The following is a 26,409-nucleotide window of genomic DNA, read 5'->3' as shown; positions in this document are numbered from 1 at the left end:
AGTGGGGCCTGTCGGACGTGCAGACGCACTGCGCGTCAGATCCAGCTGTGCGCGTGGACCTTCGCGTCCCAGCTGTGGGCCTCGACGACTTCGGTCACGTTGTCGCAGTCCCAGTCGCTGTAGAGCCAGACGTCCTGGTGGAGGTTGTTCACGACCGACCCGATCTTGCCGTCGGGAGCCTTGTCGCACTCAGTGCCGGGGTTCCAGCGAATCGACATGTCGCCCTCGAAGTGCTTGTGCTCCCAGAAGCAGACCGCGTTGTACGGGCAGTCTTCGGGGTCGTCGTGGTCGTGGCCGCCGCCGGCCGCCGCGGGCGACGCCAGTGCGCCGACGATGAAGAACCCTGAGGCGATGCCTGCCATGATGCGCTTGCGCATGATCTGGTACTCCTTCCGCTCCCATCGATGCGATGGGGCAATTGGATCTCGATGCCACTACTTGTGGTCACCAACAAGTTACTGAAAGTATTCGACCGTGGAGGGAGTTTCACGATGCCCGGGGAGGCGGACGAGCGCCTCCAGGCGGGAGTCGGACCGGATAGTGTCGGGTTCCCGACAGTTTTCGAGGCGCCACCGAGCGGCCGCAACCGGACGCCCGCCGAGCCGGTGCCCCTCCACCGGACACGGCGGTCACCGTGCGCCGACCGGCGAGGCGTCAACGACGACGGGGCGGTCCTGCACCAGGGCGGGCGACCGCCGCGCCGGCCGCAGCACCAAGCGGCCAACACACCCTCGCCGCACTCCCCGGGCGCGCTCCAGCGGAGACGGGCGGCGTCGACGCCTCCCCCGAGCCGGGGACCCGCCTGCAGTGCGACTACGAGGCGATATCGGCGGCCCCGCCGTCAACGGCGCCCGCCCGGTCGCCGAGGAGACCGGCCCGCGGCCCACCCGACAGCGACGACCGCACCGACAACGGCAGCGGCCGGGAAGGAGACCCTTCCCGGCCGCTGCCGGTCCGCCGTCGGGAACACGACGTCGAACGGCGATCGCTCACAGATCGAAGTGGCACGCCACCCTGTGGCCGGTCGCCGCCTCCCGCCACTCGGGCTCGACCTCGGCGCAGATGTCCTCCGCCCACGGGCAGCGCGTGCGGAACCGGCAGCCGCTCGGCGGATTCGCCGGCGACGGCAGGTCGCCCTTCAGGATGATCCGCTCCCGAGTCGCCTCGACCTCCGGATCCGGCTGCGGCACCGCCGACAGCAGCGCCTTCGTATACGGATGCCGCGGACGCTCGTAGATCTGCGACGAGTCCGCCTCCTCGACGAGCTTGCCGAGGTACATGACGCCCACGCGGTCGGAGAGGTGGCGCACCACCGCCAAGTCGTGGGCGATCACCAGGTACGTCAGCCCGAACTCGTCCTGCAGCTCGTCGAGCAGGTTCATCACCTGCGCCTGGATCGACACGTCCAACGCGCTCACCGGCTCGTCGCACACGATCAGGTCCGGCCGCAGCATGAGCGCCCGCGCGATCCCCAGGCGCTGGCGCTGCCCGCCCGAGAACTCGTGCGGATACCGCTCCAGCACCGACTTCGGCAACCCCACCGCGTCCAAGGTCTCGACCGCGAGCTTGCGGCGCTCCTCCCTGGAACCGACGCCGTGGACCTTCAACGGCTCCGCCAAGAGCATGTCCACATTGTGCCGCGGATTGAGCGAACCGAGCGGGTCCTGGAAGACCATCTGCATCTTCGAACGGAAGCGCCGCAGGCGCTCCCCGCGCAGCGCCGTCACCTCGTCGCCGCCGAGGCGCACGCGCCCCGCCGTCGGCTCCTCCAAACGCAGCACCGCCCGGCCGAACGTGGTCTTCCCGCAACCGGACTCGCCCACGAGACCGAACGTGCCGCCGGGCTGGACGCTCAAGCTCACCCCGTCGACCGCCCGGACGTGCCCGACCGTGCGCTCCACGAGGATGCCGCGCCGGATCGGGAAATGGACCTCGAGGTCCTCCACCTCCAGCAGCGGCGCCTTCGCGGGCACCGCCGGCTCGTCCGCGCGCTGCAGCGGCGGCCGCGATGCGGCGCCCCCGGGCGCCTCCGGCTCAGTGCTCATGCGACCTCCTCGGCCATGACGCAGCGATGGGCGTGCACGGCCCCGACCAGCGCGGGCTCCCCCGCGACGCACTTCTCGGTGACACGGTCGCAGCGGGGCGCGAACGCACAGCCGTCCCTCCAGCGGATCACGTCCTGGATCGAACCGCGGATCGGCCTGAGCGGCTCGTCCATCGGCAGGTCCAGACGCGGGATCGACCCGAGCAGACCGATCGTGTACGGGTGCGTGGGCCGCGCGAAGAGCTCCCGCACCGGCGCCGACTCGACCACGCGGCCCGAATAGAGCACGTTCACCTCGTCGCACAGCCCCGCCACGACCCCGAGGTCGTGCGTGATCATCAGCAGCGCCGTCCCCTCGGACTCGACCAGGTCCCTGAGCAGTTCGAGGATCTGCGCCTGGATCGTGACGTCGAGCGCCGTCGTCGGCTCGTCCGCGATCAGCAGCCGCGGCGCGCACGCCACCGCGATCGCGATGAGCACGCGCTGGCGCATGCCGCCCGAAAGCTGATGCGGGTACTCGCGCAACCGCCGGGCCGGATCGGGGATGCCGACCCGGTCGAGCAGGTGCGAGGCCTCCTTGACGGCCTTGTCGCCCTTGAGACCCCGGTGGCGTTCGAGGACCTCGGTGATCTGCCGGCCGATCGGCACGACCGGGTTGAGACTCGACAGCGGGTCCTGGAAGACCATCGCGAGATCCCTGCCGCGGCGGCGGCGCATCGCCGCGGACGGAAGCGACAGGAGGTCGACGCCGTCGAAGACCGCACGGCCGTCGACGTCCGCGCCCCGGCCCCGGCGGCGGCCCTCACCGCCGATGGCGGTCCGGGGCGCAGGCGCGGACGGGACCGCCGGCGACGACTCGGCCGCTTCGGCGCCGCCGGCCGGTTCCACGGTCACGGCCCGGGCCTCCGTGTCGGGAGCGAGGCGGCCGTTGCCGCGGCTGCGCTTCGGCAGCAGGCCCATGATCGCCAGGCTCGTCACGGACTTGCCGCACCCGGACTCACCGACCAGGCCGACGACCTTGCCCTCGTCCACGGCGAAGGAGACGCCGTCGACGGCCGTGGCCGGGCCGAACGCGACCCGCAGGTCCTCCACTTCGAGCAGTGCCACTACTCCTGCCTCCTCAGCCTCGGGTCGAGCGATTCGCGCATGGCCTCGCCCAGGAGGGTGAAGCCCAGCGCGGTGACGATGATGCCCACCGCCGGGTAGATCGCGAGCTGCGGCGCGCCCGAGAGGAACCGCTGCGCGTCGGCGAGCATGGTCCCCCACTCCGGACTGCCCGGATCGGGATTGCCCAGACCCAGGTACGACAGGGCCGCGGCCTCGATGATCGCCGTCGCGAGCACCAGCGTCGCCTGCACGATCACCGGCCCCAGCGAGTTCGGCAGGATGTGCGACACCACGATCCGTCCCTTGGGGACACCCAGCGAGATCGCCGCGAGGACGTAGTCCGAATGCGCCTGCGCCAGCATCGACCCGCGCAGCAACCGCGCGAAGATCGGGATCTGCGCCACCCCGACCGCGATCATCACCGTCCGCAGCGACGGCCCCAGCAGCGCCGCGACACTGAGCGCCAACAGCAGCATCGGGATCGCGAGCGCGACGTCGACGGCACGCATGATGACCGCCTCGACGCGCTCCCCCCACCGGCCCCCGAACGTGCCCGCCGCCGCGGCGACGCCGCCGACCACCGCCCCGGCGACGAAGCCGATGAGCGTCGCCACCACGCCGACCATCAACGTCTGGCGGGCCCCCACGATCATGCGGGAGAACATGTCCCGGCCCAGATGGTCGAGCCCGAACCAGTTCTCCGCGCGCGGCCCCGGGAACACGTTCCGGTTGAGGAACACCTCCCGGCCCCACGTCTGCGCCGTCGGATCGTGCGGGGCGATGAACGGCCCCAGCACCGCGACGACCACGAACAGGCCCACCAGGACCGCACCGCAGATCGCCATCGGCGAACGGCGCATCCGCCGGATCGACTGACGCCACAGCGAACCGCCCCGGGCGTCCCGGGCCGTCGCGGTGGCCTCGATGAGCCGGTCGAGCTTCTCGATCTTCGCGATCGTCATTTCCGCACCCGCACTCTCGGGTCGAGGAGGCCGTAAGAGAGGTCCACGATCAGGTTGATCACGACGTAGAACACGGCGATGACGAGGATGAAGCCCATCAGCGCCGGATAGTCCCGCTCGGTCGTCGCCTGATAGACGAACGAGCCGATGCCGCCGAAGGAGAACACGCTCTCGGTCAGGACCGCCCCCGCGAACAGACTCCCCAGCAGGAGGCCGATGATCGTCGCGATCGGCAGCATCGCGTTGCGCATGACGTGCCGCCCGCGGATCGTCGACGGCTTGAGGCCCTTCGCGTCCGCCGTGCGCACATAGTCCTCCCCCACCACGTCGAGGACGCTCGCGCGGGTGATCCGCACGATCACCGCGAGCGGAATCGACGACAGCGCTATCGCCGGGAGGATCAAGTGCCGCACGGCGTCCCAGGCGACCCCGAACTCGCCGGTGATCACCCCGTCCAGGACCCGCAGGCCCGTGACGTCCGTGTAATCGGCACCCGCCGACAGCCGGAACGCCGTCGGCAGCCACCCGAGCTCCTGCGCGAACACCACTTTCAACATGGCCGCCAAGAAGAAGATCGGGATGCACGTGCCCAGCAGCGAACCCGAGACCGCGGCGAAGTCCAGCCACGTCCCCCGGCGCTTCGCCGCGAGATAACCGAGCGGGATGCCGAGACCGACCGCGATGATCATCGCGGCCAACGACAGTTCGATGGTGGCGGGCAGCCGGTCGGCGAGCTCCGTGGCCACGGGCCGCCCGCTCGACAACGAGGAACCGAAGTCGAAACGGGCGATCCTGGCCAGGAACTCGCCGTACTGGACCCAGACGGGCTCATCGAGCCCCAGGGAGGCCCGCAGCGCCTCCCGCTGCTGGTCCGTGGCGTTCTCGGGAAGCAGCCGGTTCTCGGGTCCGCCCGGAAGGGCCTTGAACCACGCGAACAGCAGCAGCGTCAGCCCCAAGAGCGCCACGGACAACTGCAGGAGGCGCTTAACGGTGTAGCGCAGCATATTTCGCTATTGATCGATGTCGGTCAAGAGCCGGTGGTGAAGTAGACCTGCGAGAAGTCCTCCCGCGTCAGCGGAGAGACGTCCGGCGGGTACACGTTCGGCGCGAACGCGATCGACGGCGGCGACGACGAGATCGGCAGACCCGGCAGCTCCTCCATCACGACCTCGTTCGCGGTCTTCCACAGCTCCACGCGGGTCGCCTCGTCCGGCTCGGTGTTGGCCGCCGCGATCGCGTCGAACACCTCGGGGTTGTCGAAACCCCACTCGGTCGACTCGGTGGCGAACCACGTGCCCAGGAAGTTGTACGGGTCCGCGTAGTCACCGGTCCACCCGAGCAGGTACAGCGGGCACTCGCCGCTGCGCGTCGCCGGGATGTACTCCACCCACGTGATCGGACGGGCCTCGACCGTGACGCCCGCGGCCTCCAGGTCGGAGGAGATCATGTCGAAGATGTCCTTCGGCGCCGGCATGTACGGCCGGGTCACGTCCGTCGGATAGCAGAACGTGAGCGTCAAGTCCTCCGCACCCGCCTCGGCGAGCAGCTCCGTGGCCTTCTCGGTGTCGTAGTCGTACGTGGCGACGTCCTCGGAGTAGCCCTCCAGGCTCGGCGGGATGAACTGCGTCGCGACCATGCCGCCCGCCGGGAGCACCGAGTCGACGATGCGCTGGCGGTCGATGGCGTGCGACAGGGCCTCGCGGACCGCGTGGTCGTCGAGGGGCGCGTGGCCCTGCGTGTACGCGAGGTACAGCAGGTTGAAGACGCCGCGGACGGGGACCTGGAAGCCCGCCTCCATGAGCGTCTGCGCGTCGGCGGGGGCCGCGAGGTCGTAGCCGTGGATGTCGCCGGCCTCGAGGGCCTGGCGGCGGGCGGTCTCGTCCGAGATGGTCCGGAAGATCACGGTCTTGACCTTCGCCGGCTCACCCCAGTAGTCGTCGAAGCGGGTGAGGGTCACCTGCTGCTCGCTGTGGTTCCACTCCTCGAGCATGTACGGGCCCGTGCCGGCGAGGGTGCCGACGGTCTGGGTGTACTCCGGCAGCGGCGAGTCGGCCGCGGGCAGCTCGACGTCGGCGATCGCGTCGATGGAGTTCGGGCTGATGATCGAGAGCGACTCCAGCGTGAACGCCCCCGGGAAGCTGGAGGTGTACTTGCTCAGGCTGATGGTCACGTCGAGCCCGTCGGCGGTGCAGCCCTCGTAGATCGACTCGGTCTCGATGCCCATCGCCGGGTCGTTCTCGGCGAAGCCGCCGAAGACCGACGAGTAGTAGTAGGTGAAGTTCGGGGACTGGAAGCCGCCCGTGAAGTTCGCCCACCGGTCGAAGTTCTTGCAGACGACGGCCCCGTCGAGGGCGGCGCCGTCGTGGAAGGTCACGCCCTCACGCAGGTGGAACGTCCACTCGGTGCCCTCTTCGTTCTGCTCGTAGGACTCGGCGAGACCGGGCACGGTGTCCGTGCAGTCGGCGTCGAGGAGCGTGTCGAAGACCTGGCGGTTGACGCGGAAGGTCTCCCCGTCGGACGCCAGGACCGGGTCCAGGCTCGTCGGGTCGCCGGGCGTGCCGAAGACGAACGGCTGCGACTCGTTGGCGGCCGTGTCGGCCTCAGGGGAGCCGTCGGTGCGCTCGGGACAGGAGAAGTCGAAGTCCTCGGCGGTGTCGGCGTCCCCACCGGAGTCGCCGTCGGAGCCGCAGGCCGTGAACAGGCCCACTGCCATGGCGGCGCCCGCCGCTGCGGCCAGGGCTCGCCTGACTGGGGTTGGTGACATGCGCATAGGTTGTCTCACCCGTCGGTCGTTGGGTATACGGAGGTTGCCCACAGCCTAAGACCAGGTGAGCTGCACCACTGTTAAGCGTTATGTGATCGTGACCATTTCGGCGAATATTGTTACCTGATTCGCACGCAACGCGTTCACACGAAATTCATTGCGCCGCAACGCATCGGAAGTTCAACCCGCGGAGCGCCCGAAGCCCCTCGCCACCGGAAGGCCCCGCCGAGGCGACCTGCCGCGCGGAGGACCAGAGGGACCAAACCGGTCCAAGTCAGGGCGACCGAAGCAAGCACGCACCGCCGGGAACCCGAAGCGATCGGACCACGGATCCGACACGCCAGGAGACGGCATACGGCGCAGTGCCCGGACCAAGCGCGCCCGGCGATAGACCGAAGCGACACGACCGCGAATCCCACCCACTGGAAAGGCGGACGAGCACCTCCTCAGTCCACGTCGCGGCGGCCGGAGAAGGCCCGCCCGAGGGTCACCTCGTCGGCGTACTCGAGGTCCCCGCCGACGGGCAGTCCGCTGGCGAGGCGGGTGACCTTGAAGCCCATGGGCTTCACGAGCATCGCCAGGTAGGTGGCGGTGGCCTCGCCCTCGGTGTTGGGATCGGTGGCGAGGATCAGCTCCTTGGTCTCTCCCTTTTGGAGCCGCACCATGAGCTGGCGGATGCGCAGGTCGTCGGGGCCGATGCCCTCCAGCGGGTTGATCGCCCCGCCGAGCACGTGATAGCGGCCCCGGAACTCGCCGGTGCGCTCGACGGCGAGCACGTCCTTGGGCTCCTCCACGACGCAGATGAGCGTCTCGGTGCGCCGGGGGTCCCGGCAGATCCCGCACTGCTCGGCCTCGGTGACGTTGCCGCAGTTCTCACAGAACCGCACCTGGGCCTTGACGCGCTCAAGCGCGGAAGTGAGGCGCTCGACGTCGGCGCTGTCGGAGGCGAGCAGATGGAAGGCGAGCCGCTGAGCGCTCTTCGGGCCGATGCCCGGGAGCTGGCCCAGCTCTTCGATCAAATCGCCCAAAGCCCCGTCGTACAAGGATCTCTCTTTTCCTGCAGCTCAAGCGTGGTCAATATGGACAAGTACGGTCAGCGCGGCGGCCACGCGATCAGTCGCGGCAGACGCGCCGCAAAGCCGGAAACCGGCTCTGCCGCGCCGGCCCCGGTGGATCACGGTCGCGATGCACCGAAGCCGTAAAGCCCCGGCGGTTCGCGATGCACTTCCACCGTTGGACCACAGCGATTCACGGCGGCGACACGCCTTGGCCGATGGACCCCCGGCGCTCCCGGGTCGCGATACACCGTTGCCATGCGGCCCCAGTGACGGCGGTCGCAAGGGGCCAATGCTCAGCGGCCCTGGTGCGTCGTGGTCACGATGCGCCGTTGCCGTACTGCCTGGCGCTTCGGGACCGGCTGCGCTATGACCTGGCGGCCCTAGGGCATCGGGGTTACATGCCCGGGAGGCCGAGGCCGCCGGTCATGCCGCCGAGGGCGTCGCCGAGCGGGCCCATCTTCTCGGCGGCGAGACGCTTCGCGTCCTCGGTCGCGGCCTGAACCGCGGCGAGGATGAGGTCTTCGAGGGTCTCGACGTCTTCCGGGTCGACGGCTTTCGGGTCGATCTTGACCCCGCGGAGCTCACCGTCGCCGGTGACCGTGGCGGTGACCAGGCCCCCGCCCGCAGAGGCGCTGACCTCGGTCTCGGCCAGTTCGGCCTGGGCCTGCATCATGTCGGCCTGCATCTGCTGCGCCTGCTGCAGCAGCTTGCCCATGTCTCCGCCTGGGAACATCTCGATCACTCCTCGCCGGTCGGCTTCGGGATTCCTCGGTTCCCTGCCAGCCTAGCCGCCCGGCACGACACGCACCCGCTGAGCACGCCTGGCCGAGAGCCGGCCCATCGGCGCGCGTTTCGGCGCGAGCGTTGTGTATTCGCGTGGCGGCCGAGTCCGGACTCGGCCGCCACGCGTGCCCCCATGGAGGCGGAGGCTCCTGCAGGGACCGCACGCGGGCGGCTTCCCGCGCGCGGCCTCGGTATGGCGACGTTCGCGAATCCCCTATGTCGCCGCCATCCCGCAAGAGCCAGATGGCTTTTTTGCTATCTACTACAACATGCCCCGTAGTCAAGCGACAACAGCGAGTTTCCCTCCTGTGGATAACTCTGGGGAGTTCGGCGTATCCGCAGGTCAGTTGCTTGTGGATAACTCGGCGCGGCGTCAGGCGATCTGCTTGGCGCCGAAGGCGGTCGTCAGGAGCTTCACGGCCTGCTCCTCGCTGGTGCCGAAGCCGCCCGGGGCGACCGGGTCGTCCGGGCTCGGCTCGTCGAAGTCCTCCGGCGGCGGCTCCTCGAACGACTCCGGCGCCTGCGGCGGGAAGGACTGGCGAGGCGGAGGGCTCGCGGCGCGCCGCTGCGCGGGCGCGGCGCTGCTAGGCGCGGGGACCCGCGCCGCCCCCGTCCCCGCTTTTGGGAGGTTCGCCGCCTCCCCCACTTCGCACCGGATCTTCCAGTTCCCGCCGAGCACTTCGTTGAAGACCTGCACCACGATCCCGTAGGCGGGCTCCTTCTGCAGGTTCTCGGCGTGGAAGGCGTGCTTGAAGGCCAGCACCACTTCGCTGTCGGTGGCGTCGGCGATCGTCGCCTCCTGCAGGAGCGCCGCGGTGGTCCGCTTACGGTCCTTGACCGCCATCATGATCCGGTCCCACTGGCGGCGGATCGACGCGGCCGTCATGCCGCCACCGGCCGCAGGCCCCTCAGCAGGCGCAGGGGCCGCCGCCGGGACGGGCTCCGCGTCGGCCCAGTCGTCGGCCGGCGCCTGCGCCGGCGCGCTCGCCGACGGCGCTTCGGGTTCCTCGTCCCATGGCGGCGTCGGCTCGGCCGTGACGGCGACCGCCTCGACCGTGGCTTCGACGGCGGTCGCCACACGGACCGGCTCGACGGCTTCGACAGACGGCGGCGCGACCGGTTCGGAGGCCGTCTCGGCCGCGGCGGGTGCGGGCCGGGGCGACGGGGCGGTGCCGCCCGTGGCCCTCGCCAGCGCGGTGCGTGCGGCGGCGGGGCCGGTCGGGGTCGGTCCGCTCGCGTCGCGCGGCGCGGCGAATGCGGCGCCGGCGGCGCGTTGCTCCAGGGTCTCCAGGCGTTGCATGAGTCCGGCCATCGACTCGTCGGAGCCGGGCAGGATCGCGCGCACGCAGGCGAGTTCGAGCAGGAGGCGCGGGGCGGTCGCGCCGCGCATGCCGGCGAGGCCGGCGGCGATGACCTCGGCCATGCGGGTCAGGGTGGAGGTGCCCATGCGGGTGGCCTGGCTGGTCATCTTCGCGAGCTGGTCGGCCGGGGCGTCGACGAGTCCGGCCGGGCCCGCGTCGGGAACTTGGGTGAGGACGATGAGGTCGCGGAGGCGTTCGAGGAGGTCGCCGGCGAAGCGCCGGGGGTCGTGGCCGCCTTCGACGACGCGTTCGACCACTTCCATGACGGCCGCGCCGTCGGCGGCGGCGAAGGCCTCGCACATCTCGTCGAGGAGGCCCGCGTCGGTCACGCCGAGGAGGCCGGCCGCGCGTTCGTAGGTGACGCCTTCGGGCCCGGCGCCGGCGATGAGCTGGTCGAGCACGGAGAGGGTGTCGCGGGCGGAGCCGCCGCCGGCGCGGACGACGAGCGGGAGGACGTCGTCGGCGACGACCGCGCCCTCTTCGTCGCAGAGTTTCCGGCACAGTTCGCGCATGGCGGGCGGCGGGATGAGCCGGAACGGGTAGTGGTGGGTGCGGGAGCGGATGGTCGGGAGGACCTTGTCCGGTTCGGTGGTGGCGAAGATGAAGAGGACGTAGTCCGGGGGTTCTTCGACGAGCTTGAGCAGGGCGTTGAAGCCCGCGGCGGTGACCATGTGCGCTTCGTCGATGATGTAGATCTTGAAGCGGGAGTCGACGGGGGCGAAGACGGCGCGTTCGCGCAGTTCGCGGGCGTCGTCGACGCCGCCGTGGCTGGCGGCGTCGATCTCGATGACGTCGACCGAGCCGTGTCCGTCGGCCGCGAGCGCGCGGCAGGAGTTGCATTCGCCGCAGGGTTCGGGGGTGGGGCCCTGGGCGCAGTTGAGGGAGCGGGCGAGGATGCGCGCCGAGGAGGTCTTGCCGCAGCCGCGGGGTCCGGAGAACAGGTACGCGTGGTTGAGGCGTCCGGCCCGGATGGCGTTGATGAGGGGTTCGGTGACGTGTTCTTGGCCGACGACTTCGGCGAAGGTCTGCGGCCGGTATTTGCGGTACAGCGCGAGTGCCACGTCGTCCTCCAGCTAGCCGGGCTCTTGGGTCTGATGCCAGGGTACGGCCTGGGTCCGACGTTCGGCGGCGCGACCGTCGGTGTTGGTGCGGGCGGCACATCGCGGCGGAGCGGTCGGCGTGGTGACGGTTCGGCGATCCTCTGATCTCGGACGTCTCGAGGGGTGGTCTCACTGATCTGCAAGCGGTATCCTCTAGCAGTACAACGTATTTAAACGTTTCAATCTAAGGAGTTCCCCCTTGCGTTCTCCCGCTCCACCTCGCCGCCCGCGCCTCGCGCGCTGGCTGGCCGCCGCCGCGGTCGCCGTCTGCACCGCCGCGGGCCTCACCGTCCTCACCGCCGCTCCGGCCGCCGCCGTGGAGACCGACGTCTGGTACCGGATCGTCAACGACCACTCCGGTCTGGCCGTCAGCATCCAGAACGGCTCGACCACCGCCGGCGCGACGGCGGTCCTCGCCTCCCCGTCGAACGCCGCCGACCAGCAGTTCCGTTTCGTCGACTCCGGCGGCGGCCATTACCGGATCCAAGCCCGGCACTCGAATCAGGTACTCGACGTCTACGCCAAGTCGACCGCGAACGGCGCCGACGTCGTCCAGTGGGCCGACAACAACGGCGCCAACCAGCAGTGGCAGGTCAACGACCAGTCCGACGGCAGCGTCGAACTGGTGAACCGCAACTCCGGCAAGGCCCTCGACAACTGGGCCGCGGCGACCACCCCGGGCAGCCGCGTCTCCCAGTACGACCGCAACAACCGCGAGACGCAGCACTGGAAGCTCGTGCCGGTCGAGTCCGGCGGGGCGACCGGGAACGGTTCGCTCACCGACCCGAACGTGCAGTACTACGGGCGCTGGAACACCGCCGACGCGTCCTGGTACACGATGGGCTGGGCCGGCGGTTACGTCGAGACGGCCTTCACCGGCTCCTCCATCGGCGTCAAGCTGCGGGGCACCATCGACATGTACTACTCGATCGACGGCGGCGCCGAGACGTGGATGCGCGGCGTCTCCGGGAACGCGACCGTCCGGACGGGCCTGAGCCCGGGCGCGCACACGATCCGGATCGGCTTCCGCGAGCGCGCCGGCTCCTACAACGGCGACCCGGCCTTCGGCGGGTTCCTCCTCGCCCCGGGCGGTTCGACGGCGGCGAGCGCGCGGCCGGCGAACTTCATCGAGTTCATCGGCGACTCGATCACCGTGGGCCAGCCGAACGGCGATCGGCCCTTCACCGCGTACGGGTACCTGGTGGGCGACAACCTGAACGCCGGGCACACCCAGGTCGCGCAGGGCGGCGCGTGCCTGGTCAGCCAGGACTGCTACGGGATGATGGACTGGTTCCGCCGCTCGTCGGCGTGGGTCTCGGGCGACGACTGGGACTTCTCCCGCTACCAGGCCACGGCCGTGGTGATCAACCTGGGCACGAACGACGTCGGGCACGGCGTCTCGGGTGCGCAGTTCCAGCAGAACTACATCGTGATGCTCGAACGGGTCCGCCAGGCGTACCCGAACGCGCAGATCTTCGCGATGGAGACGTTCCGGGGCCGCTACAGCGCCGAGACCCAGGCGGCCGTGAACGCCCGCGTCGGCGCGGGCGACGCGAAGGTGCACTTCGTCGACACGACCGGCTGGCTCCCCGACTCCGGGGACCTCGTCGACAGCGTCCATCCCAGCGATCAGGGGCACCGGAAGATCGCGAACCGGTTGACGCCGATCATCGATCAGTACATTTAGTACCGTGAACTGAGTTCACGGCGAGCGCCCGCCGCCGCAGATCGGCTCTGCGGCGGCGGGTGTTCTCGTCACTGCGCGGGAGGGTCTCGGTCGGCGAGGGCCGGGAGGCCCGCACCGCCGGGTCGAGCCCGGCGACCGTGCCGATGAACAGCGTGGCGGCCGCACCGCCTGCGGTCGCCCAGTGCGGCACGACCGCCGGCCGCGCCCGCGAGGGCGCGTGCAGCGCGGTCACGGCCGTCCCGATGAGCACTCCGCCGAGGCCGCCGAGCCTGGACGGGAGGAGCGATTCGGCGAGGAGCGGCATCGGGCCTGCCCGCCGGCGGCCCCAGGGGCGGGCGGTCCTGCCGGGAGCGGCCGCGTGAGCGCGGGCCGACCTGGCGCGGCCGCGTGAGCGGGCTTCTCGGGCAGAGAAAAAGACCCTGGGTGACCAGGGTCTTTCTGCTGCTGGAGCCGCCTGTCGGAATCGAACCGACGACCTATTCATTACGAGTGAATCGCTCTGCCGACTGAGCTAAGGCGGCTGGGTCCCTCACGCACCCGCCAGAGCTCGCTTATCCTTGCTGCCTTCCGGCCCTGGGGAGGTTCACAAGATGACGCCGCATGAGGGACGGGCAATAGCCTACCGCACCCCGGCGGCGAACCCGAAGCGGGCGAGCCCCGAGGGTCACCGAGGTCACGGCCCCCGATCGGGCGGACCGGGCCTCGCCGCCCTCCCCGCGGGATCACCTACTTCGAGTCCGACCGCAGGCCCCCGAGCCGGCAGCGGGTCGGCCTCACTCCTGAGGCTCCAGGTCGAGTTCCGCGAGCGCGGCCCCCAGCCGGCGGGCGCCCTCGGTCAACTCCGCGAGATCGGCCGTGGCGGCGAACCCGATGCGCAGGTGGGGCGCCGGCGACTCGGTGGCGAAGTAGCGCCCGCCCGCGCTCACGGCCACGCCTCGCATCCGGGCGGCGCCGGCGAGGCGGGCGTCGTCGGCCCCGGGCGGCAGGCGGACCCACAGGTGCAGCCCTCCCGTCGGCATCCGCGCCACCACCGCTCCAGGGGCCTCCCGGGCCAGGGCGGCGGCCAGCACGGCGCACCGTTCGCGCAGCGCCGCGCCGAGGGTGCGGACATGCCGGTCCCAGGACGGGGAGCTGAGCACTTCGGACGCGGCCTCCTGCAGCGGCCGGGCGATGAAGAAGTCGTCGACCAGGCGCACCGCGCGCATCCGCTCCATGACCGGTCCGCGGGCCACCAGCGCGCCGATCCGCATGCTCGGCGCGGTGGGCTTGGTGAGCGAGGTGACGTGCACGACCGTGCCGTTTTCGTCGTCGTCGATCAGGGGCCGGGGCACGGGGCCGCCGTGCCCCAGGTGCCTCGCGAAGTCGTCCTCGATCACGAACGCGCCCGCGGCGCGGGCGATGTCGAGTACTTGGCGGCGTCGCTCGGGCGCCAGCACGGCGCCCGTGGGGTTCTGGAAGGTCGGCTGGCAGTACAGCAGTCGCGCGCCGGTCATCGCGAAGGCGTCGGCCAGCATGTCCGGGCGCAGTCCGTCGGCGTCGATCGGCACGGGGACGGGCCGCAGCTGCGCGGCGCGGGCGGCGGCCAGCGCCAGCGGGTAGGTCGGCGACTCCACCAGGACCGGACTGCCGGGTCCGGCGATGGCCCGGAACGCGATCGACAGCGCGCTCTGCCCGCCGGCGGTGACCAGGACGTCGTCGGCGGCCACGCCAGCGCCGACGGTCCGGGCGAGGACCGTGCGCAGGGCCGTCAGGCCGGCGGCCGGGGCGCGCTCCCAGGCCTGCGGGTGCCGTGCGGCGCGTGCGAGGGCCGCGCTCAACGCCCGGGTCGGTTGGAGCGAGGGGTGCACGTAGCCGCCGTCCATGGCGATGGCGCCGGCCGGGGCCGGCCCGAGCGGGTCGGCGACGAGGCTGACGTCGACGGCGCGGTCGGTGAGGGCGACCGTCTGCCAGTCGGTGTCGGCGGCGCCGTCGGCGGCGCGGTCGCGCGGTCGGCCCTGCGGTGCTTTGAAGGTGCCGCTGCCGGGGCGGGTGACCACGGCGCCTTCGGCGGCGAGTGCGGCGATGGCCCGAGCCACGGTCGCCGGCCCGACCCGGTATTCCCTGACCAGTTCCCGGCTGCTCGGCAGGCGGTCGCCGGGTCGGAGCCGGGAGAGCAGCGCGCGGAGACCGGCGGCCAGATCCGCAGAAGTGCTACTGTTATTCATGAGAGATCATAGTAGCGCTTCTGGATCGGTGCCGGAAGCACTTCACTCCCGCGCAGCCGATCGCCGCCGGGTTCTCCGCGCGGACCATGGGCCGGCGCTCGTCCGCCTGCACCGCGAAGCGCCCTCGCGCCGTCCCGGCGGCCGGAGGCCGCGATGACCGCCACGCAGACGCGACCCACGGCAGCGTCCGAGCGGAGCCTCTGGCACAACGGCGACTTCCTCAAATTCTGGTTCGGCGAGTCCGTCTCGCTGCTCGGCACCCAGGTCACGAACCTCGCCCTGCCGCTGACCGCGATCCTCGCCTTCAACGCCGGCGACGAGCAGGTCGGCGTCCTGCGATTCCTGCAGCTCGTGCCGTACCTCGGCCTCGCGCTGGTCTTCGGGGTGTGGGCGGACCGGGTCCGGCGCCGGCCGATCATGCTCGGCGCGAACCTCGCACGCGCGGTCCTGCTCGCGCTGGTGCCCCTCCTCTACTGGACCGACGCGCTCAGCATGGCCTTCCTCCTGGTGATCGCCTGCGCCGTCGGCATCGCCTCGGTGCTGTTCGACGTGAGCTGGATGGCGTACGTGCCCGCGCTCGTGCGCGACCCGAAGCACTACGTCGAAGCGGGCGCCAAGATGGGCATGAGCTCGTCGGCGGCCGATGTGGCGGGCCCGGGGCTGGCGGGGTTGCTGATCAGCGCCGTCAGCGCGCCCGTCGCGCTCATCGTCGACGCCTGCTCGTACCTGCTGTCCCTGGTCTCGCTGCTGCTCATCCGCGCGCCCGAGCCCCGGCCCGCACCGCCCCCGAGGCGGCACCTGCCGACGGAGCTGCGCGAGGGCCTGCGCTGGGTGATCGGGAGCCCGGTCCTGCGCTCACTCGCCCTGATCGGGTGCTGCTGCAACTTCTCCATGGTGACCGTATGGACCATGTTCCTGCTGTACGGCACCCGCGACCTGCACCTGGACTCGGCGACCCTCGGCGGCATCCTCGCCACCGCCTCGGTGGGCGGCCTGATAGGAGCGGCGATCTCCCGCAGCGTCATCCGGCGGTTCCGGCTCGGACTGGTCTACCTCGTCGCCCAGTCGGCCCTGCTCGTCGGACCGGCCCTGATCGTCGTCGCCGGCGGGCCCCGGCCGGTGATGGTGGGGATGTTCATCCTCTCCTTCTTCACGACCTACCTCGGCCTGGGCGTCGCCGGGGTCGTCATCGTCAGCCTCCGCCAAGCCAGTACGCCGCAGTCGATGATGGGGCGGATGACCGCGGTCTTCCGCACCCTGCTGTTCGGCGGCGGCGCGCTCGGCGGACTGGCCGCCGGCCTGCTCGCCGGCCGGATCGGCGCGCACAGCGCGCTGACCGTGGCGGCGATCGGCTCCGCGGCCGTCCTGGTCGCCCTCGTCCTGTCCCCCGTGATCCGCCTGCGCGACCTGCCGGCGACTCCCGGTGCAACCGAGGCGGACGGCACCGAGCCGGAAGCGCCCGGTGACGGTGCAACGCAGGTCACGCCGGACGGCCCGGCTCAGGACCGCTGAGGCGATCCGGTAAGCTTCCCCGCGGAGGATTCGCATAGTGGCCTAGTGCGCACGCTTGGAAAGCGTGTTGGGTTAACGCCCTCAGGGGTTCGAATCCCCTATCCTCCGCCACGAGCAGCAGGGTCGACCTGCGGAAACAGCAGCCGACCGGTTCTTGCGAGCCGGTCGGCTTCTTGCTGTGCGCGCCCGGTGATTTCCGCTGTCGTCCCCCGCTGAGGACGCGCCAGGGTTGCGAACCGCATGGGACTCATCGACTCCCCAGACGCCGGTACCCGGCTCGCCACCGAGCCGCCGCTTGCGGCGGCGAAGAGCCCTCTGCTCTCCTGCGGCTGCCTCGCGGGACGCTCACCGTCCCGTCGGCCCACGCGAAAGGGGCGGGACCCTCGGTCCCGCCCCTCTCACTGCGTGCCTCGCGCTTGCAGCCCTACCGGCTAGGCGCCGCCCTCGCCGGCCATGCCGCCCCTGGGGCCCGCACCGGGGCTCTTGGGGGGCATCGTGCCGGTTCCGGCGCTCGGGCTCTTGGGCGCCCGCTCACCGGCCAGCTCGGTCGGCGGCGTGTCCGGCACGCCCGCGGGCTTGTCGGCGCCCCGGAACACGAGGTTGGTCTTCTCGATGTCCTTCGGGTCGCCGTCGACGTCCACGATGACGATCTGCCCGGCCACGAACTCGTTGAAGAGGATCTTCTCCGAGAGCGTGTCCTCGATCTCGCGCTGGATCGTGCGGCGCAGCGGCCGCGCGCCCAGCACCGGGTCGTAGCCCTTGTGCCCCAGGTACAGCTTCGCGTTGTCGGTCAGCTCCAAGGCCATGTCGCGGTTCGCGAGCTGGTCCTCGATGCGCTTGACCATCAGGTCGACGATCGCGACGATCGCCTCCTGCGTGTGCTTGGGGAACACGATCGTGTCGTCGATGCGGTTCAGGAACTCGGGGCGGAAGTGGTTCTTCAGCTCCTCGTTGACCTTCTCCTTCATCCGGTCGTAGTCGCCGCCCTCGCTCGAGTCGGCCTGGAAGCCCAGCGACACGGCCTTGCCGACGTCCCTCGTGCCGAGGTTCGTGGTCAGGATCAGCACCGTGTTCTTGAAGTCCACGATGCGGCCCTGGCCGTCGGTCAGGCGACCGTCCTCCAGGATCTGCAGAAGCGTGTTGAACACGTCCGGGTGGGCCTTCTCGATCTCGTCGAACAGGACCACGCTGAACGGCTTCCTGCGGACCTTCTCGGTGAGCTGCCCGCCCTCGTCGTAGCCGACGTAGCCGGGAGGCGCGCCGACGAGGCGCGAGACCGTGTAGCGGTCGTGGAACTCGGACATGTCGAGCTGGATCAGCGCGTCCTCGGAGCCGAACAGGAACTCCGCGAGCGCCTTCGCCAGCTCGGTCTTACCCACACCGGACGGGCCGGCGAAGATGAACGAACCGGAGGGGCGCTTCGGGTCCTTGAGCCCCGCGCGGGTGCGCCGGATGGCCTTGGAGACGGCCTTGACGGCGTCCTCCTGCCCGATGATGCGCTTGTGGATCTCCTCCTCCATGCGCAGCAGGCGGGAGGTCTCCTCCTCGGTCAGCTTGTAGACCGGGATGCCGGTCCAGTTCGCGAGGACCTCGGAGATCATCTCCTCGTCGACCTCGGTGACCTGGTCGAGGTCGCCGGCCTTCCACTCCTGCTCGCGCTTGGCGCGCTTCTCGTGGAGGCGCTTCTCGGTGTCGCGCAGGCGCGCGGCGGCCTCGAAGTCCTGGGCGTCGATCGCCGACTCCTTCTGGCGGCGCGTCTCGGCGATCTCCTCGTCGATCTCGCGCAGGTCCGGCGGAGCGGTCATGCGGCGGATGCGCATGCGCGCGCCCGCCTCGTCGATGAGGTCGATGGCCTTGTCCGGGAGGAACCGGTCCGAGATGTACCGGTCCGCGAGCGTCGCGGCCTGCACCAGGGCGCCGTCCGTGATGGAGACGCGGTGGTGGGCCTCGTAGCGGTCGCGCAGGCCCTTGAGGATCTCGATGGTGTGCGCCAGGGACGGCTCGGCCACCTGGATCGGCTGGAAGCGGCGCTCCAGGGCGGCGTCCTTCTCGAGGTACTTGCGGTACTCGTCGAGCGTGGTCGCGCCGATGGTCTGCAGCTCGCCGCGGGCGAGCATCGGCTTGAGGATCGAGGCCGCGTCGATCGCGCCCTCGGCGGCCCCCGCGCCGACGAGCGTGTGGATCTCGTCGATGAAGAGGATGATGTCGCCGCGGGTCTTGATCTCCTTGAGGACCTTCTTCAGCCGCTCCTCGAAGTCGCCGCGGTAACGGGACCCGGCCACCAGGGCGCCCAGGTCCAGCGTGTACAGCTGCTTGTCCTTGAGCGTCTCGGGGACCTCGCCCTTGGTGATCGCCTGCGCGAGGCCCTCGACGGCGGCGGTCTTGCCGACGCCGGGCTCGCCGATGAGCACCGGGTTGTTCTTGGTGCGGCGCGAGAGCACCTGCATGACGCGCTCGATCTCGCGCTGACGGCCGATCACGGGGTCGAGCTTGCCGTCGCGGGCGGCCTGCGTGAGGTTGCGGCCGAACTGGTCGAGCACGAGCGAGCCGGACTGCTGCGCCTCCTGGGAGGTGCCGCCGGACGTGGCGCCCGCGGGCTCCTTGCCCTGGTAGCCGGACAGGAGCTGCAGCACCTGCTGGCGCACCCGGTTGAGGTCGGCGCCGAGCTTGATGAGGACCTGGGCGGCGACGCCCTCGCCCTCGCGGATGAGGCCGAGCAGGATGTGCTCGGTCCCGATGTAGTTGTGGCCCAGCTGCAGCGCTTCGCGCAGGCTCAGCTCGAGCACCTTCTTCGCCCGTGGGGTGAAGGGGATGTGCCCGGACGGGGCCTGCTGGCCCTGGCCGATGATCTCCTCGACCTGCTGGCGGACGCCTTCGAGGGAGATGCCCAGGCTCTCCAGGGCCTTCGCCGCCACGCCCTCGCCCTCGTGGATGAGACCGAGCAGGATGTGTTCCGTGCCGATGTAGTTGTGGTTGAGCATCCTGGCTTCTTCTTGGGCCAGGACGACCACGCGTCGGGCACGGTCCGTAAACCGTTCAAACATGCGCTTCTGCTCCTCGCGTCCGCCGCTACTTGTCGTCGATACTGGTCGTGGCTTGCAAAACCCTGTGGGTACACCTTATCTCCCGGGTCCGCGGACGACGGGTGCCACGTGGGTGACAACAAGCGTGCACCTTCGACCATTCCCAGTGATAAAACGTTCGCTGTGAGCGCAATACCCGCCCGCCGCCGCGGCAATCCAATTGACGGCGCCGCGCGGGTGCGACACGCCCGCCGAAGCCCGCATCGAAAACGCCCGCTCCCCTGGCGGGGAACGGGCACCGATTCGGGTCGCCGGACTGCGGGACTAGTTGTGCGCCGCGTTGTATTCCTCGACGATCGCCTGCGGGATGCGTCCACGGGGTGAGACGCGCTTGCCGTTGCGCTCGGCCCACTCCCGGATGGCCTTGTTCTGCTCGCGGTCCACGGTCTGGCGGCGGGGGGCGCCGCCCCCGCGGACCGGGCCGCGCGGCGCGCCGAGGCTGTAGCGGCCGAGGCGAGTGCCGGCCTCCTGGAATTTCTCCAGCGCATCGCGCAGTTCCTTCGCGTGCGACGCTGAAAGATCGATCTCGTAGGCCTGGCCGTCGATGGCGAATTTGACGGTTTCCTCAGCCTTGCTGCCGTCGATATCGTCGATCAGGATGACCTGTGTCTTCTTCGCCATGGCAAATTCCTCTCGAACTGTAGCGACTACCGCTGCCGGGACAACCGTCTTGCTAGTGCCAGAGCATATACGAGTCCATTAGCGAAGGGAAAGAGGGTGGGCGCATCTATTTGTGAATACGCGGCTACGGCGGCGGTCCCGTTGAATCGAAAGCGTCCATGCTCCCGGGTCAGGGCGAAAAGGGACCGCGCCGGCGGCCGGGCCGACTTACCGGTCGCAAGTCGGGGAGGCCGGACGGGGAATTGACCCGTCACTGCCGGCGCGGTCGCATTGGCTCGCTATTCGGGTTTCACCAGCGGGAAGAGGATGGTCTCTCGGATACCGAGTCCGGTGAGCGCCATAAGCAACCGGTCGATTCCCATGCCCATGCCGCACAGCGGCGGCAGCCCGTACTCCATCGCGCGGAGGAAGTCCTCGTCGACCGACATCGCCTCGGCGTCGCCCTTCGCGGCCAGTCTGGCCTGCGCCTCCAGTCGCTCGCGCTGGATCACCGGGTCGATCAGCTCCGAATAGCCGGTGGCGAGTTCGAAGCCGCGGACGTACAGGTCCCATTTCTCGGTGAGCCTGGGAGTGGTGCGGTGACCGCGCGTGAGCGGCGAGGTCTCCTCGGGGTAGTCGAAGACGAACGTGGGCTCGTGGAGGTGATCGGCGACCAGCAGCTCGAACAATTCCTCGGCGAGTTTCCCCGGTCCCCACATGGGGTCGACGCCGAGTTCGACTTTGTCCGCGTAAGCGCGGAGCGTCTCGAGCGGGGTGTCGACGGTCACGGTTTCTCCGAGGGCTTCGGAAAGGGACCCGAACACGGTGATCTCGGCCCACTCGCCGCCGAGATCGTACTGGGCGCCGTCGGCGAGTTCCACGGTCTCGGAGCCGAACACCGACCGGGCCGCGCCTTGAATGAGCGACTGGGTGAGCCCGGCGATGGTGCGGTAGTCGCCGTAGGCCTGATAAGCCTCCAGCATCGCGAACTCCGGCGAATGCGACGAGTCGGCGCCCTCGTTGCGGAAGTTCCGGTTGATCTCGAATACGCGGTCGATCCCGCCGACCACGCACCTTTTCAGATAGAGCTCCGGGGCGATGCGCAAGTACAGGTCCATGTCGTACGCGTTCATGTGCGTCACGAACGGCCGCGCGGTGGCCCCGCCCGGCTGCACCTGCATCATCGGCGTCTCGACCTCGATGAAGTCCCGGTCGTCGAGCTGCTCGCGCAGCGAGCGGACGACCTTGGCGCGGTTGCGGGCGTTCGCGCGGGCCTCGGGGCGCACGATGAGGTCCACGTACCGCTGGCGGACGCGGGTCTCCTCGGCGAGCGGCTTGTGGGCCACGGGAAGCGGGCGCAGGGCCTTCGAGGTGATCGTGAAGGAGTCGGCCATGACCGACAGCTCGCCGCGCTTGGAGGTGACGACCTCGCCGGTGACGCCGATGTGGTCGCCGATGTCGGCCAGGCGCTTCCACTCGCCGAGCGCGTCCTCGCCGATGCGGGCCTGGGAGAGCATCACCTGGAACTCGGCGCCGTCGCCGTCGCGCAGGCGCGCGAAGCAGAGCTTCCCGGCCGTGCGGACGAAGATCACCCGTCCGGTGGTGCTGACGGTGACGCCCGAGGACTCGCCGTCCGCGAGGCCCGCGAATTGCTCGCGCAGCTCGGCGAGCGTGTGGGTGCGCGGATAGCCGAGCGCGTACGGCTCCTTGCCTTCCGCGAGGAGGGCGGCGCGCTTCTCGCGCCGGATCTGCATCTGCTCGGGAAGGTCGTCGCCGGAATCGGTGGTCTGCTCGTGCTCGGTCACGTGTTCAAGGGTAAATGTCCCGGCCGCGGCGCGGCATGCGAGTTTCGCCGCATCGCGGCGTGTCACACCACCGGGCGCTCGATCGCGAACGCCGGGTAGCCGACGACGCGGTCCGGGCGGCCGGCGGTCTCCGCCGACGTGGCGAGCGCGAGCTGGCGCGGGCGCCGCCCGGTCGCGTCGGCCCAGGCGAGGGTGCCGCGCAGGGCGAACACGCCGCAGGCGTGCTGCGGGGCGATCTCGCGGGGGCGCAGGCTCCGGATCGCCTCGGCGGTCGCGGCGTCGACGCGGTCGGCCGTGGCCTGGTCGTGGTAGTGCGACAGGTCCGTGGAGCAGATGAGGACCGCGTCCTCGCCGGCCTCCTCCAGCAGGGCCGCGATGACCCGGGCCGTGTCCGGGGTCTGGCTCATCCCGCAGGCCACCGGGGTGACCTCGATGTCCTCGCCGAGGGCGACCTGCAGGAACGGCAGCTGCACCTCCAGGGAGTGCTCGGACTGGTGCGGCAGCCGGGAGGAGCCGACGACGGTCGTGGGGACGGCCCGCACCTGCCCGAGCGGCGTGTCCCAGCGCGCGTACGGCGCGGCGGCGTGCCCGCGGAGCGGGGAGTGGTGGGAGGGGCCGACGAGGACGACGCGCTTGACGCGGCCGCGGTGGGCGGCGAGGCGGGCGTAGACCTCGGCGGCCACGGGGCCGGAGTAGCCGTATCCGGCGTGGGGCGCGATGTAGGCGGCGGCGAGCGGTTCGCTCACCGGTCCGACGGTGTCGATGAGGCGCTCGATGTCGGCGCGGAGCTGCCCGGGGTCGGCCGGGTAGAAGCGTCCGGCGACGGCCGGGGGCCGCACGGTGTCTGATTTGATCGTAGGCATCGCAGGTCTTCCGGTGGTGGTTCCTATGGTCGGTGTGACGGCTCTGGTCGGTGAGCCGGTGGTGGTCCCTGTGCCGGTGCTCGCTTGTGGGACGGGTCGGGGAGGCGGATCGGTTGCCGCTTGGGACCCCAGTCTCCCGGCGGCCCGTCGAAGATCCCGGGAACGGCCGCGCCGCAACCGCTGCAGTGTCCGTTATCCGACACCGCATAACGGACGATTCGGTATCGATCACGCACGATGAGGGCTTCCCCACAGTCCGCGCACGTGGTCGTCTGGCCTTCGGGATCGTGCGCGTTGCCGGTGTAGACGTACCGCAGTCCCGTGTCGCGCGCGATCGCCCGGGCCCGCCGCAGGGTGGCCACCGGCGTCGGGGGCACGTCGCGCATCTTGAAGTCCGGGTGGAACGCCGTGAAGTGCAGCGGCACGTCCGGGCCCAGATGTTCGTGGATCCATGCGCATTCGGCCGCGATCTCGGCGTCCGAGTCGTTGCGGCCGGGAATGAGCAGCGTGGTGATCTCGGTCCACACGTCGGTCTCGTGCACCAGGTATTCGAGTGTATCGAGGACGGTCCTCAGCCCTGCGGATTGACGGCTTGCAGGCGGCGAAGCCGCGAACGCGATCGTGCGGTAGAACTCCTCGGTGAACGCCTTCAGGTCGATGTTCGCGGCGTCCATGTGCGCGTAGAGCTCTCGGCGCGCCTCGGGCCGGATGTACCCCGCCGAGACGGCCACCGCCTTGAGCCCGGCGTCGCGGGCCGCGTCCGCGCAGTCGGCCGCGTACTCGAGGAACACCGTCGGGTCATTGTAGGTGAACGCGATCGACTTGCAACCCAGGCGCTTCGCGGTGGTGGCGAGCGTCTCCGGTTCGGCTTCCGAAGTGAGCGTGTCGGTCTCGCGGGACTTGGAGATGTCCCAGTTCTGGCAGAACCGGCAGGCCAGGTTGCATCCGGCGGTGCCGAACGAGAGGACCGGCGTCCCGGGCAGGAAGTGGGCCAGCGGCTTCTTCTCGACGGGGTCCACGCAGAACCCGGAGGAGCGGCCGTAGGAGGTCAGGACGACCTCGTCGCCGCGGCGGGCGCGCACGAAGCACAGGCCGCGCTGGCCCTCGCGCAGGCGGCAGGCCCGCGGGCAGACCGTGCACTCGATCCGCCCGTCGCCCAGGGCGCGGTGGAACCGGGTGCCGACGGTGAACGCGTCGGCGCCTTCCGCGAGGGGCCTACTGGGAGTGAGGGCGGCCATACTCACTACCGTAGCGCTATGCGCGTTGCGGCCGCGTTTCGGTGTGGGCACGGGGAAAGGGCCGCACCGCTTCTCAGTGAAGCTGGCGAGCCGTGGAGCGGCTCGGTGCGGCCCTTGCCCGGGGTCGTGCTAGTTCAGGCGCTGGCCCGTGCTGGCGTGGAAGACGTGCTCGTGGCCCGGCTCGGGCACGACGTACACGGTCTCGGACAGGCGCGGCACGTGCGCCGACTCGGTGCGGACGACGAAGCGCTCCGACGAATCGTTGTACGCGGCGTGGCCGTAGACGTAGGCCTCCGAGCCGAGCTCCTCGACGAGGTCGACCTCGACGGGGATGCCGCCGGAGCCCTCGGCGCCGAGCTTGCAGTGCTCGGGGCGGAAGCCGACGGTGACCTGCTGGTCGCCGCCGTCCTGGGTGGCGGCGTCGCGGACCTCGCGCGAGAGCGGGAGGGTCACGTCGCCGAACAGGGCGCCGGCCTCGGTCAGGCTGACGGTCTTCAGGTTCATGGCCGGGGAGCCGATGAAGCCCGCGACGAAGGTGTTGCCCGGCTTCTCGTAGAGGGTGCGCGGGGTGTCGCACTGCTGGAGCAGGCCGTCCTTCATGACCGCGATCCGGTGGCCCATGGTCATGGCCTCGATCTGGTCGTGCGTGACGTACACGGTGGTGATGCCCAGGCGCTTCTGGAGCGAGGCGATCTGCGAACGGGTCTGGACGCGGAGCTTGGCGTCGAGGTTCGACAGCGGCTCGTCCATGAGGAACACCTGCGGCTCGCGCACGATCGCGCGGCCCATGGCGACGCGCTGGCGCTGACCGCCCGAGAGGGCCTTCGGCTTGCGGCCGAGGTAGTCGGAGAGGTCGAGGAGCTTGGCGGCGTCCTCCACGCGCTGCTTGATGTCGGCCTTCGGCATGCGGCGCAGCTTGAGCGCGAACGCCATGTTGTCGAAGACGGACATGTGCGGGTAGAGCGCGTAGTTCTGGAAGACCATCGCGATGTCGCGGGACTTCGGGGGGAGGTTCGACACGTCGGTGTCGTTGATGTAGATCGAGCCTTCGTCGACCTCTTCGAGGCCGGCGAGCATCCGGAGGGAGGTGGACTTCCCGCAGCCGGAGGGGCCGACGAGGACGAGGAATTCGCCGTCCTGGATCTCGATGTCGAGCTTGTCGACGGCGGGCTTCTCGGAGCCCGGGTAGATGCGCGTGGCACCCGAGTACGTCACTGTGGCCATGATGTGGTCCCTTTCACTGGCAGGTACGTGCCAGACGATCCGTGGTAAAAGGCGGTTGTGTCATCACAGATCGGGACCTCGCGCATGCGGCGCGGCCCTGCGCTGCGATACGAGCCGCGATGTGAGCACCGCGACTCGTGTGGTGAGCGTAACCGCGGTTGAATGCCTTTGCCAAGAGGGCGCCGAACGTTTGTCCGGTTTCCGCGCAAGGTTTACCGAAACGTTATTCCACGCGCACGGCCTGCAGGAGCCGCTCGTCCCCCACGACGTCGCAGATCCCGAACGGGAGCCGGCCCCACAGCGCCAGGGCGATGTCCGAGGCCGAGCCCGCCGCGCGGGCCTGGAGCTCGGTGCGCGCGTCGGGGTGGTCGAGCAGCGCGACGCGGCCCTCGCGCAGGCGCACGAACCAGGTCGCGTCGGCGTCCTGCGCGAACAGCTGCACCAGCCCGGTGGCGCCGGGGTGGACGCCGCGGCGGACGCCGGCGGGGATGAACGCCTCGAAGACCTCGCTGATGGCCTCGGCGGCGAGCGCGGCGGGCACCGGGGCGGTGGCGCCGACGGCCATTTGGAGGTCCCAGCGGGCCAGCCCGGTGGCGACGGCGACGCGCCGGTGCCAGAACTCGGCCCGCCAGTGCACCGGCGCCCACGTCCACGCGGGCGAGTCGGGGCCGCGGGCCTCGACGGCGTCGAGCACGGCCGCGAGGGACTGATCGAAGACGTCGAGCGCCTTACGGCCCGGGGCGTCCACGGGGGCCGGTTCGGGGATCGCCGCGTCGCCGGCGGGCGGGGTGAAGAGGACCTCGACGGTCCACCGGTAGAGGCGGACGAGTTCGAGGAGGACCTCCGCGACGCTCAGGTCGGGACGGGAGGGGACCACGCGGTCGAGCACGTCGGGCGAGCAGACCGAGCGCAGGCCCGCGGCCTCGGTCTTCAACTCGGTGAGGTAGTCGGTGATGCGCAGCTTAGCCATGGTGACCGCCGTTCCTCGTAGCCTCCGTAAAGCTTAGGCTTTTC

At 70.4% G+C, this 26,409-nt stretch carries 20 protein-coding genes, 2 tRNA genes and 1 other RNA gene; 3 read left to right on the top strand and 20 right to left on the bottom strand.

What is annotated here, in order from left to right; translation table 11 throughout:
• Positions 1 to 35: 35 nt before the first annotated feature.
• The 9 genes from K3N28_RS10760 to K3N28_RS10720 all read right to left on the bottom strand — a co-directional run bounded on the left by K3N28_RS10760 (position 36) and on the right by K3N28_RS10720 (position 11,140).
• Entirely contained in the window at positions 36 to 377 is a 342-nt protein-coding gene (locus K3N28_RS10760; protein WP_228092532.1) for a peptidase inhibitor family I36 protein, read from the bottom strand.
• Positions 378 to 989: 612 nt separating this feature from the next.
• On the bottom strand, positions 990 to 2,045 hold the full coding sequence (locus tag K3N28_RS10755) for an ABC transporter ATP-binding protein (RefSeq protein ID WP_228092531.1): 1,056 nt from the start codon (positions 2,043 to 2,045) through the stop codon (positions 990 to 992).
• Positions 2,042 to 3,151: an ABC transporter ATP-binding protein gene (locus tag K3N28_RS10750; protein WP_304608711.1), complete on the bottom strand. Its 1,110-nt coding sequence runs from the start codon at positions 3,149 to 3,151 to the stop codon at positions 2,042 to 2,044. Before K3N28_RS10750 ends, K3N28_RS10755 begins: the two co-directional genes overlap by 4 nt.
• Positions 3,151 to 4,113 carry an ABC transporter permease gene (locus tag K3N28_RS10745; protein ID WP_228092530.1) on the bottom strand — a complete coding sequence of 321 codons (963 nt, stop codon included), beginning with the start codon at positions 4,111 to 4,113 and terminating at the stop codon, positions 3,151 to 3,153. Before K3N28_RS10745 ends, K3N28_RS10750 begins: the two co-directional genes overlap by 1 nt.
• Positions 4,110 to 5,117, bottom strand: coding sequence for an ABC transporter permease (locus K3N28_RS10740; RefSeq protein WP_228092529.1), 1,008 nt, complete (start codon positions 5,115 to 5,117; stop codon positions 4,110 to 4,112). Before K3N28_RS10740 ends, K3N28_RS10745 begins: the two co-directional genes overlap by 4 nt.
• Before the next feature lie 23 nt (positions 5,118 to 5,140).
• A complete protein-coding gene (locus tag K3N28_RS10735; RefSeq protein WP_374209740.1) occupies positions 5,141 to 6,883 on the bottom strand; it encodes an ABC transporter substrate-binding protein in 1,743 nt (580 codons plus the stop codon).
• A gap of 440 nt (positions 6,884 to 7,323) precedes the next feature.
• Positions 7,324 to 7,920: a recombination mediator RecR gene (gene recR / locus K3N28_RS10730; protein WP_228092527.1), complete on the bottom strand. Its 597-nt coding sequence runs from the start codon at positions 7,918 to 7,920 to the stop codon at positions 7,324 to 7,326.
• 409 nt (positions 7,921 to 8,329) lie between these two features.
• Entirely contained in the window at positions 8,330 to 8,668 is a 339-nt protein-coding gene (locus tag K3N28_RS10725) for a YbaB/EbfC family nucleoid-associated protein (RefSeq protein ID WP_228092526.1), read from the bottom strand.
• A 423-nt stretch (positions 8,669 to 9,091) separates the two neighbouring features.
• Positions 9,092 to 11,140, bottom strand: a complete 2,049-nt coding sequence (locus K3N28_RS10720; protein WP_228092525.1) for a DNA polymerase III subunit gamma and tau — start codon at positions 11,138 to 11,140, stop codon at positions 9,092 to 9,094.
• A gap of 238 nt (positions 11,141 to 11,378) precedes the next feature.
• On the opposite strand from K3N28_RS10720, the gene K3N28_RS10715 reads away from it, so the two are divergent.
• On the top strand, positions 11,379 to 12,866 hold the full coding sequence (locus tag K3N28_RS10715) for an RICIN domain-containing protein (RefSeq protein ID WP_228092524.1): 1,488 nt from the start codon (positions 11,379 to 11,381) through the stop codon (positions 12,864 to 12,866).
• Here the strand turns inward: K3N28_RS10715 and K3N28_RS10710 are convergent.
• The 4 genes from K3N28_RS10710 to K3N28_RS10695 form a co-directional block, all read right to left on the bottom strand.
• Positions 12,847 to 13,170 carry a hypothetical protein gene (locus K3N28_RS10710; protein ID WP_228092523.1) on the bottom strand — a complete coding sequence of 108 codons (324 nt, stop codon included), beginning with the start codon at positions 13,168 to 13,170 and terminating at the stop codon, positions 12,847 to 12,849. The two genes, K3N28_RS10715 and K3N28_RS10710, sit on opposite strands and share 20 nt — an antisense overlap.
• A 141-nt stretch (positions 13,171 to 13,311) precedes the next feature.
• A tRNA-Thr gene (locus tag K3N28_RS10705) sits at positions 13,312 to 13,387 on the bottom strand.
• An RNA gene (ffs, locus tag K3N28_RS10700) (signal recognition particle sRNA small type) lies at positions 13,385 to 13,478 on the bottom strand. Before ffs ends, K3N28_RS10705 begins: the two co-directional genes overlap by 3 nt.
• Before the next feature lie 161 nt (positions 13,479 to 13,639).
• On the bottom strand, positions 13,640 to 15,070 hold the full coding sequence (locus tag K3N28_RS10695; RefSeq protein ID WP_228092522.1) for a PLP-dependent aminotransferase family protein: 1,431 nt from the start codon (positions 15,068 to 15,070) through the stop codon (positions 13,640 to 13,642).
• A gap of 153 nt (positions 15,071 to 15,223) precedes the next feature.
• Between K3N28_RS10695 and K3N28_RS10690 the strand changes: the two genes are divergently transcribed.
• Positions 15,224 to 16,582, top strand: coding sequence for an MFS transporter (locus tag K3N28_RS10690; RefSeq protein WP_228092521.1), 1,359 nt, complete (start codon positions 15,224 to 15,226; stop codon positions 16,580 to 16,582).
• Between the two features lie 23 nt (positions 16,583 to 16,605).
• Positions 16,606 to 16,693, top strand: a tRNA-Ser gene (locus K3N28_RS10685).
• Between the two features lie 320 nt (positions 16,694 to 17,013).
• On the opposite strand, the gene K3N28_RS10680 is transcribed toward K3N28_RS10685, so the two are convergent.
• The 7 genes from K3N28_RS10680 to K3N28_RS10650 form a co-directional block, all read right to left on the bottom strand.
• Positions 17,014 to 19,626: an ATP-dependent Clp protease ATP-binding subunit gene (locus K3N28_RS10680; RefSeq protein ID WP_228092520.1), complete on the bottom strand. Its 2,613-nt coding sequence runs from the start codon at positions 19,624 to 19,626 to the stop codon at positions 17,014 to 17,016.
• Between the two features lie 303 nt (positions 19,627 to 19,929).
• A complete protein-coding gene (locus tag K3N28_RS10675; protein WP_228092519.1) occupies positions 19,930 to 20,286 on the bottom strand; it encodes an Lsr2 family protein in 357 nt (118 codons plus the stop codon).
• 278 nt (positions 20,287 to 20,564) lie between these two features.
• Complete coding sequence (lysS, locus tag K3N28_RS10670) at positions 20,565 to 22,019, bottom strand: lysine--tRNA ligase (protein WP_374209750.1); 1,455 nt, start codon at positions 22,017 to 22,019, stop codon at positions 20,565 to 20,567.
• A gap of 113 nt (positions 22,020 to 22,132) precedes the next feature.
• The gene (gene amrB / locus K3N28_RS10665) at positions 22,133 to 22,933 is read right to left on the bottom strand and encodes an AmmeMemoRadiSam system protein B (RefSeq protein ID WP_228092517.1); all 801 of its coding nucleotides are present in this window, start codon (positions 22,931 to 22,933) and stop codon (positions 22,133 to 22,135) included.
• A gap of 23 nt (positions 22,934 to 22,956) precedes the next feature.
• Positions 22,957 to 24,171, bottom strand: a complete 1,215-nt coding sequence (gene amrS, locus K3N28_RS10660) for an AmmeMemoRadiSam system radical SAM enzyme (RefSeq protein ID WP_228092516.1) — start codon at positions 24,169 to 24,171, stop codon at positions 22,957 to 22,959.
• A gap of 129 nt (positions 24,172 to 24,300) precedes the next feature.
• Complete coding sequence (locus K3N28_RS10655) at positions 24,301 to 25,395, bottom strand: ABC transporter ATP-binding protein (protein WP_228092515.1); 1,095 nt, start codon at positions 25,393 to 25,395, stop codon at positions 24,301 to 24,303.
• Between the two features lie 223 nt (positions 25,396 to 25,618).
• Positions 25,619 to 26,365: a hypothetical protein gene (locus K3N28_RS10650; RefSeq protein WP_228092514.1), complete on the bottom strand. Its 747-nt coding sequence runs from the start codon at positions 26,363 to 26,365 to the stop codon at positions 25,619 to 25,621.
• Between the last annotated feature and the right edge of the window lie 44 nt (positions 26,366 to 26,409).

Source organism: Glycomyces sp. TRM65418 (assembly GCF_019710475.1).
In the GTDB taxonomy this organism is placed as follows: Bacteria; Actinomycetota; Actinomycetes; order Mycobacteriales; family Micromonosporaceae; genus Glycomyces.
The sequence above is the reverse complement of the archived record's forward strand: the minus strand, read 5'-3'. Positions and strand labels throughout refer to the sequence as shown.

What these genes read in the sequence shown, in the direction of transcription:
- K3N28_RS10760 (WP_228092532.1), bottom strand. Translation starts at nt 377, where the DNA reads ATGCGCAAGCGCATCATGGCAGGCATCGCCTCAGGGTTCTTCATCGTC.
- K3N28_RS10755 (WP_228092531.1), bottom strand. Translation starts at nt 2,045, where the DNA reads ATGAGCACTGAGCCGGAGGCGCCCGGGGGCGCCGCATCGCGGCCGCCG.
- K3N28_RS10745 (WP_228092530.1), bottom strand. Translation starts at nt 4,113, where the DNA reads ATGACGATCGCGAAGATCGAGAAGCTCGACCGGCTCATCGAGGCCACC.
- K3N28_RS10740 (WP_228092529.1), bottom strand. Translation starts at nt 5,117, where the DNA reads ATGCTGCGCTACACCGTTAAGCGCCTCCTGCAGTTGTCCGTGGCGCTC.
- K3N28_RS10735 (WP_374209740.1), bottom strand. Translation starts at nt 6,883, where the DNA reads ATGCGCATGTCACCAACCCCAGTCAGGCGAGCCCTGGCCGCAGCGGCG.
- K3N28_RS10725 (WP_228092526.1), bottom strand. Translation starts at nt 8,668, where the DNA reads ATGTTCCCAGGCGGAGACATGGGCAAGCTGCTGCAGCAGGCGCAGCAG.
- K3N28_RS10710 (WP_228092523.1), bottom strand. Translation starts at nt 13,170, where the DNA reads ATGCCGCTCCTCGCCGAATCGCTCCTCCCGTCCAGGCTCGGCGGCCTC.
- K3N28_RS10695 (WP_228092522.1), bottom strand. Translation starts at nt 15,070, where the DNA reads ATGAATAACAGTAGCACTTCTGCGGATCTGGCCGCCGGTCTCCGCGCG.
- K3N28_RS10690 (WP_228092521.1), top strand. Translation starts at nt 15,224, where the DNA reads ATGACCGCCACGCAGACGCGACCCACGGCAGCGTCCGAGCGGAGCCTC.
- K3N28_RS10680 (WP_228092520.1), bottom strand. Translation starts at nt 19,626, where the DNA reads ATGTTTGAACGGTTTACGGACCGTGCCCGACGCGTGGTCGTCCTGGCC.
- K3N28_RS10675 (WP_228092519.1), bottom strand. Translation starts at nt 20,286, where the DNA reads ATGGCGAAGAAGACACAGGTCATCCTGATCGACGATATCGACGGCAGC.
- lysS (WP_374209750.1), bottom strand. Translation starts at nt 22,019, where the DNA reads ATGCAGATCCGGCGCGAGAAGCGCGCCGCCCTCCTCGCGGAAGGCAAG.
- amrB (WP_228092517.1), bottom strand. Translation starts at nt 22,933, where the DNA reads ATGCCTACGATCAAATCAGACACCGTGCGGCCCCCGGCCGTCGCCGGA.
- amrS (WP_228092516.1), bottom strand. Translation starts at nt 24,171, where the DNA reads ATGGCCGCCCTCACTCCCAGTAGGCCCCTCGCGGAAGGCGCCGACGCG.
- K3N28_RS10655 (WP_228092515.1), bottom strand. Translation starts at nt 25,395, where the DNA reads ATGGCCACAGTGACGTACTCGGGTGCCACGCGCATCTACCCGGGCTCC.
- K3N28_RS10650 (WP_228092514.1), bottom strand. Translation starts at nt 26,365, where the DNA reads ATGGCTAAGCTGCGCATCACCGACTACCTCACCGAGTTGAAGACCGAG.